Source organism: Candidatus Firestonebacteria bacterium RIFOXYD2_FULL_39_29 (genome assembly GCA_001778375.1).
In the GTDB taxonomy this organism is placed as follows: Bacteria; Oederibacteriota; D2-FULL-39-29; order D2-FULL-39-29; family D2-FULL-39-29; genus D2-FULL-39-29.
On the sequence record MFGV01000004.1, the window covers coordinates 1 to 9529 of the forward strand.

Genomic DNA, 9529 nt, shown 5'->3' on the forward strand with positions numbered 1-9529 from the left:
AATGTTTAAGTTCGGTTAAAAAACCGCTTCTTGGTTCCAGTTGTCAAAGAACGGTGTTTCTAGAAATAATTGCGACACAGTCTGAATGACTATTTAATGTAAGCGGAAAAAACCTCCGCTAGAATTTAATAAGATACAAAATAGTGCGATTTATAAATATTGGCGAAAGTTTTTCTTCGCCTTCCTTAAATAGTCAATAGTCATTAGTACTTAGTCATTCTGTTTTCATTAAAAACTATTAAGAAACAGAAAAACACATTGGAGGTATATTTAATGTCCAGACCAAAAATCAGCATTATAGGTGCCGGTAACGTTGGCGGGATCATCGCTCTTCAAACTGCTCAAAAAGAACTCGGAGATGTTTTGCTTGTCGATGTTGTCGAAGGGATGCCGCAGGGAAAAGCGCTTGATATCTCGCAGATGTCAGGGATTCTGCGGTTTGACTCAAAAGTAACGGGTACAAATGACTTTTCCGAGATAAAAGGCAGTGATATTGTTGCAATAACCGCGGGAGTCGCAAGAAAACCGGGGATGACACGGGAAGACCTTTTAAAGATCAACGCAGATATAATAAAAAAGGCGGCTGAAGCGATAAAAACTCATGCTCCTAATGCTATTGTAATTGCGGTCACCAACCCTCTCGACATTATGACCCAGCTGGTTTTCAAGACTACGGGTTTTGCCAAGAACAAAGTCATGGGTATGGCAGGAGTTCTGGACTCCGCAAGGTTCGCCCATTTTATTGCCGAGGAATTAAAAGTGTCTCCCAAGGATATTTCACCGATGGTTTTAGGAAGTCACGGTGATACAATGGTACCACTTCCAAGATATTCAACTGTTTCCGGTGTTCCGATAACCGACTTTATGAAACCTGATGTGATTAAACAGCTGGTCGAACGCACGGCTAACGGCGGAGCCGAAATAGTAAAACTTCTAAAGACCGGCAGTGCGTACTTTGCCCCCGGAACTTCAGTTGCCATAATGATCGAAAGTATATTAAAAAATCAACGCCGTGTCTTGACCTGCTCCGCATATCTCACCGGCGAATACGGACTTAATGATGTTTTCATAGGTGTCCCTGTAGAACTCGGCAGAAACGGAATAGAGAATATAGTTGAGCTGAATCTCTCGAAAGATGAAAAGAAGGCATTACATAATTCAGCGGAAATAGTGAAAGATGGCGTTGACGAGATAGCAGATCGTCCATAAAAGTCCATAACGTCTATAAGGTCTATAACGTAAAAGCGTTGCAATATATTAATTTAAGAACATTTTGATCTTTCAAGCTGTTTTAACATATACATTCGAGATTTTACCTTTATAGACTTTTATAGACCTTTATGGACTTTTACAGACTAATGAATTTTCAAGGAGCTTCATTGATTACCGAAAAGCAGATATCCACCACAGTCAGCGCGCTTTGCATCAAGGCCAACACCGTCCTACGTGCGGATGTCAAACAGGCGCTTTGCAAGGCTTGTGCTTCGGAGAAGAACAAGAATGCAAAGTTTATTCTTGGGGCGCTCATCGAAAATTATAAAATTGCAGAGAAAGAATGCACTCCCATCTGTCAGGATACGGGAATAACGGTGGTCTTTGCGGAAGTCGGATACAAGGCAAAGATAAAAGGGGATATAGGGAAGGCAATAAATGCCGGGGTTGAGGCGGGGTATAAAGAAGGGTTTTTACGGAAATCTGTGGTAAGCGATCCACTCGAAAGGAAAAACACAGGGACCAATACTCCTGCTGTCATATATTATGATCTTGTTCCGGGTAATAAACTAAAAATAACGATACTTCCCAAGGGTTTCGGGTCAGAGAATAAATCAAAACTTTACATGCTGAATCCAACAGCTTCCCTGGAAGAGATAAAGAAAGTTATAATCACAGCGATAAAAGAAGCCGGACCTGATGCTTGTCCTCCTTATATGATAGGAGTCGGTATAGGCGGAGATGCAAGTAAGGCAGCTTTTCTTGCTAAAAAAGCACTAACTTATAAAATAGGATTCTGGGGCAAAGATGCTTTATATAAGACCCTGGCAAAAGACCTTTACAAAAGAGGCAACCGTTTGAACATCGGGCCGCTTGGAGCCAAGGGAAAGACGACACTTCTTGGTGTAAATATCCTCGCCTTCCCCACTCACATCGCAGGACTTCCTGTTGCGGTTAATATCTCCTGCCATGTTTTAAGGAGTGCATCAAAAACCCTATGAAAACAATTAACTTTCCGGCAACTACAAAAGAACTAAAGAGTTTAAAAGCAGGCGAGCTCGTTTACCTTTCAGGAAAAATAATCACCGGTCGTGACCAGGCGCATAAACGTCTCACCGAAACATTAAAATCAGGAAAAAAACTTCCTGTTGAACTGAAAGGACAGGCGATTTACTACGTCGGGCCTACTCCGTGCAAAAAAGGCGAGATAATCGGTGCTTGCGGGCCGACAACAAGCAGAAGAATGGACGCTTTCACCCCTTCCCTCTTAAAACAGGGGCTTACAGCAATGATAGGCAAGGGCAACCGTTCGGAAGAAGTTAGACTTGCCATAAAGAAAGAGAAAGCCGTCTATTTTTCCACTCTTGGCGGAGCAGCGGCGTACCTTAAAAAGAGAGTACTAGCCGCAAAAATTATCGCATACGAAGATCTCGGACCGGAAGCAGTTTACGAACTCGAAATTAAAGAGTTCCCGGCGATTGTCTGGATAGACAGCATAGGAAAATCTCTATGATAAACTGGAACAGAGTAAAGATAGTCGCAACCGCAGGTCCCGCCTCCGAATCTTATGAAACCCTTAAAAAAATGATAACAAAGGGACTGGACATTGTAAGGATAAACTTTTCCCACGGAAAATATGAAGAGTATAAAAAAACTATACTTTTAGTACGCCGCATCGAGAAAGAGATCAAAAGACCTATCGGAATACTTGCCGATATGCCGGGGCCAAAACTAAGAGTGCGCGGAATAGAGAAATCCATCCCGGTAAAAGAAGGAAGTATTGTAACCATAGTAAAAGGTATGCCTAAAGCAGATAATGAGTTCAATATCGCGTATCCTGTTATTCTAAAGGTACTGAAACCGGGAGATAAGATATTTATAAGCGACGGAAAGTATATAATAAAGGTGGTCAGTAAGGCAAAAAATACGGTGACGTGTAAAGTTATTGACGGTCAGGGTGAGATAAAAAAAGGTGCAGGGCTAAACTTCCCTGAAGTAGACCTTCCCATTCCCGCCATTACTTCCGAAGATTTCAAGCATATGACGTTTGCCTGCGCAAACGGGGTGGATTTCATAGGGCTTTCTTTCATAAAAGACGCTTCCGATCTGAAAAAAGTCAGGGCTCATCTTAAAAAAATAAAGGCAAAACCTTTTCTTATCTCAAAGATAGAAAGAAGAGCCGCAATAGCAAATCTCAAGGAAATTGTACACTCAACGGACGGAGTAATGGTGGCAAGAGGCGACTTGGGCGTTGAACTTCCTATAGAAAAAGTCAATATCCTTCAAAAAGAGATAATAAAAATGTGCAATGCTCTCGGCAAACCGGTAATTACAGCGACACAGATGCTTGAATCCATGATAGAAAATCCTTCCCCGACCAGAGCGGAAGTTTCCGACGTGGCGAACGCCATCTTTGACGGCACCGATGCAATCATGCTTTCCGGTGAAACAGCCATAGGCAAATACCCTATCCAGGCCGTAGAGATGATGTATAAAATAGGAAAAACGGTTGAGCCAAAAATAGACCGGAGTAAAAACGTAGATTATCTTGCAACTGACGACCTATCGGATATTATCAGTAAAAATGTAGTAAGGATCTCCGAAGTATACGGAGTAAAAGACATCCTTGTCCCGACTGAAAGCGGCAAGACCGCCAGAATGGTCTCCAGATACCGCCCAAACGCCAGGATAATAGCCCTGGCATCCACCGAACGGGTCCAGCGTCAGTTAGTCCTCCCCTTCGGCGTCTACCCCTGCCGTATCCCCAAACACGCCAACTCCTCGGTAATCTTTAAACTAACCGACGAGTTCATCAAGAAATCCAATCTCTTCAAAAAAGGCGACAAACTAATCATCGCCGCCGGAACTTTAAAACTGAAAGGAAATGTGTCAAATTTTGTAAAGATAATGACTGTGAGTTAAAAAAGTTAACTCACGGTTTGTAAAGTTCATAAGGTTTGTAAGGTAAAAGCTTTTCCTCAATCAGTAGTTGCTCGATTCATCGAGCGCCTGATTAATCAGGCAACTATATTTTCTTGTCATACCGGATTCAGATCTCTTTTTTGACCCGCCAACGCTTTGTGGAGGGCGGTATCCAGTGTCTTAAAGTTTATCTTTCCGGAATAGTTATCACTGCGTTTGATTTTCCTGAAGGGTCTACGGCTTGTTCCATTATTTCAAATCATTGATTTAACTGCCTAAAAGAGTCAGACTCAGCATACCAATAGTAATCTTTTTCATTTGTAATCAATTTATTATTTTCATATTTAACATCTTTTGTTTTGGACACAAACCCGCTGTAATTATACAACGATTGAGATTGTGCATTTCCCGCTTCATCAAAAGTAATTAAAGTGCCTTCCCAAGTATAATGACCCTGATTCCCATCACACCAAGTAAACAATATGTGACTTTTCAGTTTTCCTTTAAGTACCTTATAAAAACCAAATCCTATGATCATTTCTTTTTGAATTGATATTCTCTTGATCAGACTATCATCATACACAACAAAATACTCTTTACAACCTCCTTTGGAATGAGACAGACCTTGAAGTTCAGCAATAACAAGTTTTTCTTTTTTATCTTTCGAAACAAAGTGCCCGTCTATTATTTCTTTTATTAATATTACAGGTAAGCCACTGCAATCCTCGTAATTCTCTCCTCGAAATACTTCAGAAAGCAGACGTCTTTTAATAGGATCTTCTTCTTTTATTAACAAGTCTTCAAGTTTAACTTTTCTATCTATAGATCTAATTTCCTTAGTTACAGTTTTTATTTGCACGGAACCTATCTTATTCGAAACAGAATTATATGCAATTATAACCACAAATATGAAAACAAACAGTAAAAAGATTAATATTGCTATTTGTACTTTTGAATTTTTCATACCCACCCTAGATTAATTTATTATAACCCTTTCCTCTTCACTATCACCCTTTTTATCACTTTTTGTGATTCCGAGCTCAAACTCGGAATCCAGCGTCTTAAAGTTTATCTTTCCGGAATAGTTATCACTGCGTTTGATCTTCCTGACGGGTCAATGGATTGTTCCATCCCAGAAGCATTCACAGCTGTGACGACATAGTAATAAGTCCGACTTCTATCCTTTGAGGACGTATCTATCCATGAAGTTGAACCACCATCAATGAAATCCTGGAAAGGTTTCATATTCCGCACATCTGTTATTGTTTTTGTGTCCCTATAAACCCTATAATGGGAAATACCGTTTCCTCCAAAGGGGACATCCGACTTCCAGTCTAAAAGTACTTCTGTTTCTCTCGGAACATATCCAGCATATTGGGATATCCAGGGAGTATTTTTACACCTTGGCTGCGCGTAATCTTTTACACTAGCCGTAACAAAAAGCCCATAACTCTTTCCATCAGAGATTGCCTTTATAATAGGATATGTTTCACCATTATTTATTGTTATTTCTGTCTTAATTTTATTAGCAACAGGCAGTATTTCATTTCCTGTTAGTGTAATATCGTAAGTAAGTTTTAAATCTCCATCTTTTTCCATTACAGCTGAACATTTTACATTTACTTTTGAATTTTTAACAATAAACTCGCCATCGGTTACGGCTTTTTCTTTTGAAATGAGTTCAAACATATACGAATCCGGAAGTTTTCCGTATTTTATTAACTCTTTTATCTCAAGAAAGCTGGGGAGTATGCGTCTCTTATCCGGAAGTTCATTTTTAGCAAAAAGAAGACCAAGTTGAATATCAGGGTTTTTTCTCCTAACATCATTCTCCTTTATAAACTGTTCAATTCCCTCGTACACTTCTGAAAAATCTGTAAAAATTAATGAATTTTCAGAAATATCAACAGAAACTATACCATCTTTAGTTAATACACTCCGAGCTTGGCGGACAATATCCCCTGCAGAAACATAAGTCAAAGGGTACAGTTTTGTGACTCGAGGTATTGAAGTACCACAATGAGTTTTTAAAATATGATAAACGCCATTTGCATCTTTTATAAAAGTTAGACTTTTCGGCTCTAATATCAGAGATAAAGCAACATCTAACTCTTGTTTTGCCGTTATCGTTAGTGTCACATTCCCATAGGTCGGTAAATCATAAACTTCAATCGAGTATTTTACCCCTGCTTTCAAAAATACTGTTTCAAGAGCTGTTTTTACAGGGGTATTAGGAAAATCCAAAGGCGCTTCAATATATTTTGTCTCACAAAACATCGAGATTAACATTATAAACAACAAAATGAATGTTTTCATATCTTCCTCCTGTTTTATCTTTCCGGTATAGTTATTACTACGTTTGATCTTCCTGTCGAGTCTATGGCTTGTTCCATGCCTGAAGCATTTACAGCGGTGACAACATAGTAGTACGTTCGTCTTCTTTCTTTCGGAGTAGTATCCATCCAAGAAGTCGAACCACCGTCTATAAAATTCTGAATTGGTTTCATATCATGTATATCCGTTATCGGTTTTGTATCCCTATAAGCCCGATAATGCGATATACCGTTTGCACCAAAAGGTAAATCTTGCTTCCAATCTATTAATACATCTGTTTTTTCTGACATTCTTATTTCATATTGGCTAATCCAAGGAGTATTTTGACACCTTGGAGGAGCATTGTCTTTCATAATTGCACTTAGATATAGCCCATAGCTTTTGCCGTCAAGAGTCATCTGTAAAACAGGAACAACTTCGCCATTTTTAACAGTAAATTCAGTATTTATTTTTTTTATTGCAGGACAAAAGTCCTCGCCCTGGAACGAAGCTTCAATTTTAATTTTCGAATCCATATATAAATCGCCGAAAGCGGAACACTTAATATTTATTTTAGAATTCTTTAGATTAAATGCGCTTTCCGAAACTACGTTTTTCTCGGAAAATATATCAAAAACATATGAATTTTGGATTTTCTTATTTTTTATCATCCCCTCTATTTCAGAGAAGCAAATAGAATTATTCTTTCTATTCGGAAGAGCTCCGTCAATAAACATATAACCAAACCTAATATTAGTTTCCTTTCCTGGTTTGTCTAGTTGACTTAACAAATCTTCCACGCCTTCAAATACTTCAGAAAAATCCGCAATAATAATAGCATTTGTAACAGTGTCCACAGATACAACACCATCTTTTGTAAGAATTTTCCTTATTTCAGCAGCAACTTTTTCAACACGAGCATATGTAAATGCATATAATTTATGAAAATCACCCCTAAATATGTCCACCTTTTTTTTTATACAGTAAACACCACTAGCATCTTTTTCATACTTCAATCTATGCGGTTCAAGAATAAGGTACAAAATAGTATCCAGCTCTTGTCTTTCGGTTATCATCAAAGTTACATTTCCATATTTATTGATATCATCAACTTCTATCGAATATTTCACACCTGTCTTCAAAAACACGGTTTCGAGAGCGGACTTTACAGAAGTATTGGGGAAATCTATAGGCGGGTCAACAAATATTGGATAACACAATAAATTACAAGCCAGGATAAAATCCAATATAAAACTCTTCAACTGCTCCTCCCTATCATTTTTCAAGCGTTCTAATAAATTATAATCACCCGAGACAATCTTTATTTAGCAGAACTAAATCTTGTATGCTGCGTACAAGGGAATGCTTTTTATGCCGTTCATCATTCCAAAATTTTTAGTTGATATTCTAATTCCGTGATCCGGCTTATATCTCTCCATATAGGAGTACAGGCTTTTGGATACGGTATTGTCTGAAGACTTAACTTCAACCGGAACTATACCCTTCGCGGTATTTATCAGAAAATCAATTTCCGCGAGTGATTTCGACTCCCAATAAAAAAGATCATAGCCATTAGAAGCAAGAGTTTGCGCCACATAATTTTCCGTCAACACCCCCTTATACATCATATTCGTATCAAGAAAGATCTCTCCTGGGTTTATCTTAGACAGAGCGCACAAAAGCCCGACATCGGAAAAATACAGTTTAAACATATTGGCTTTTTGATAAGCAGTTAAAGGCACTTGAGGTAATTCCACTTTAGTCGTTTTAAGCAAAAGACCGCTTAAGATAAGCCAATCAATCGCGCTCTCGTAACTCTCTTTCTTCGCTTTTGTTCCTATCATTTTATATTGAAATTTTTTATTCTCTTTTGCCAGTTGAGCAGGGATACTTTTATAAACATTACTAACTTTCACAGCATTTTCGTTATTAGTATATTTCGCCATATCAGCCAGATACGAAATAATTATATTTTCCTGAATTTGCCTATCAAAAGAAGCAAAATTCTTACCGCTTTTTAAATATTCCAGTATTGATTGAGGCATCCCACCAATAACAAGGTAGGCACGATAAAGTTCCAAAGCTTTTTTATGAAAAGTATCATCTAGCATCTTTAGCTTTTCATAAGACTTATCTATCTCTCCGATCAGAGGCTCTTCATCCAGTGCCATAAGAAACTCATCAAAGTCCATGGGATAAAGTGTTTCAAAGTAAACACTTCCCACAGGAAAAGATGACTTAAACCGGTTTAATTTTACACCAAGCAAACTGCCTGCGCAAACTATTTTGTAACCTTTTTTTGATTCACTAAAATATTTCAAAGACGAAATCACTCGCTCACTTACCTGTATCTCGTCAAAGAATATAATTGTTTCCTTTACGTCTATTTTCCTGCTCAGGTAAATTTCTATTTTCCCCAGTATTTCTTCCGGATTTAAAGAACTTTCAAAAAAGCTTACAAATTCACTCTGCTCTTCAAAATTTATATAAATAGAATCCTTGAAGTAATTTTTACAAAATTCCTTTAAAATATAAGTCTTTCCAGTTTGCCTTGCTCCTGACAACAATAATGGCGTATTAATGTGTTTTTCTTTCCAGTTTACTAATTTCTTAATGAATTTCCTTTTCATTTTGCATCTCCCATCAAATATTAGCAAAAATATTGACACATGTCAACATATTATCGCAATATCGATATTTATGGTACTTATATTATCGACATACGGACTATTATAGCACATCGCAAGCAATCCTTGTTTTACAATAGCTATTCTCACCCCCATCAATTATATTCTCTGCATACATAATATTATAACTAAAAAACCAACTCCTCAGTAGTCTTCAAACTAACCGACGAGTTCATCAAGAAATCCAATCTCTTCAAAAAAGGCGACAAACTAATAATCGCCGCCGGAACTTTAAAACTGAAGGGAAATGTGTCAAATTTTGTAAAGGTAATGACTGTGAGTTAACAAAGTTAACTCACGTTGAGTTAATGTCAAATGTTGTGTTTGAGAAGTAGCGAGCATCCTTGGTTACAAAACCTCCTTTCTTGAAAAATCTGAACTTTTACCTCTAAAAT

General features: G+C 37.9%; 8 protein-coding genes. 4 read left to right on the plus strand and 4 right to left on the minus strand.

Annotated features, from left to right (window positions below; all coding sequences use genetic code 11):
- Positions 1 to 273 precede the first annotated feature (273 nt).
- From A2536_07295 to A2536_07310, 4 genes are all read left to right on the plus strand, one after another.
- Positions 274 to 1209, plus strand: a complete 936-nt coding sequence (locus A2536_07295) for a malate dehydrogenase (GenBank protein OGF48348.1) — start codon at positions 274 to 276, stop codon at positions 1207 to 1209.
- A 149-nt stretch (positions 1210 to 1358) separates the two neighbouring features.
- Positions 1359 to 2213, plus strand: a complete 855-nt coding sequence (locus A2536_07300; protein ID OGF48349.1) for a fumarate hydratase — start codon at positions 1359 to 1361, stop codon at positions 2211 to 2213.
- A complete protein-coding gene (locus A2536_07305; GenBank protein OGF48350.1) occupies positions 2210 to 2725 on the plus strand; it encodes a fumarate hydratase in 516 nt (171 codons plus the stop codon). The genes A2536_07300 and A2536_07305 overlap by 4 nt, the downstream gene beginning before the upstream one ends.
- On the plus strand, positions 2722 to 4134 hold the full coding sequence (locus A2536_07310) for a pyruvate kinase (protein ID OGF48351.1): 1413 nt from the start codon (positions 2722 to 2724) through the stop codon (positions 4132 to 4134). The genes A2536_07305 and A2536_07310 overlap by 4 nt, the downstream gene beginning before the upstream one ends.
- Positions 4135 to 4393: 259 nt before the next feature.
- Here the strand turns inward: A2536_07310 and A2536_07315 are convergent, their stop codons facing one another.
- From A2536_07315 to A2536_07330, 4 genes are all read right to left on the minus strand, one after another.
- Positions 4394 to 5098, minus strand: coding sequence for a hypothetical protein (locus A2536_07315; protein OGF48352.1), 705 nt, complete (start codon positions 5096 to 5098; stop codon positions 4394 to 4396).
- 104 nt (positions 5099 to 5202) lie between these two features.
- A complete protein-coding gene (locus A2536_07320; GenBank protein ID OGF48353.1) occupies positions 5203 to 6450 on the minus strand; it encodes a hypothetical protein in 1248 nt (415 codons plus the stop codon).
- 14 nt (positions 6451 to 6464) lie between these two features.
- Entirely contained in the window at positions 6465 to 7709 is a 1245-nt protein-coding gene (locus A2536_07325) for a hypothetical protein (GenBank protein OGF48354.1), read from the minus strand.
- 72 nt (positions 7710 to 7781) lie between these two features.
- Entirely contained in the window at positions 7782 to 9077 is a 1296-nt protein-coding gene (locus tag A2536_07330) for a hypothetical protein (protein OGF48355.1), read from the minus strand.
- Between the last annotated feature and the right edge of the window lie 452 nt (positions 9078 to 9529).

Bases quoted from the DNA above. Each gene is read 5' to 3' on its own strand.
- A2536_07295 (OGF48348.1), top strand. From the start codon at position 274: ATGTCCAGACCAAAAATCAGCATTATAGGTGCCGGTAACGTTGGCGGG.
- A2536_07300 (OGF48349.1), top strand. From the start codon at position 1,359: ATGAATTTTCAAGGAGCTTCATTGATTACCGAAAAGCAGATATCCACC.
- A2536_07305 (OGF48350.1), top strand. From the start codon at position 2,210: ATGAAAACAATTAACTTTCCGGCAACTACAAAAGAACTAAAGAGTTTA.
- A2536_07310 (OGF48351.1), top strand. From the start codon at position 2,722: ATGATAAACTGGAACAGAGTAAAGATAGTCGCAACCGCAGGTCCCGCC.
- A2536_07315 (OGF48352.1), bottom strand. From the start codon at position 5,098: ATGAAAAATTCAAAAGTACAAATAGCAATATTAATCTTTTTACTGTTT.
- A2536_07320 (OGF48353.1), bottom strand. From the start codon at position 6,450: ATGAAAACATTCATTTTGTTGTTTATAATGTTAATCTCGATGTTTTGT.
- A2536_07330 (OGF48355.1), bottom strand. From the start codon at position 9,077: ATGAAAAGGAAATTCATTAAGAAATTAGTAAACTGGAAAGAAAAACAC.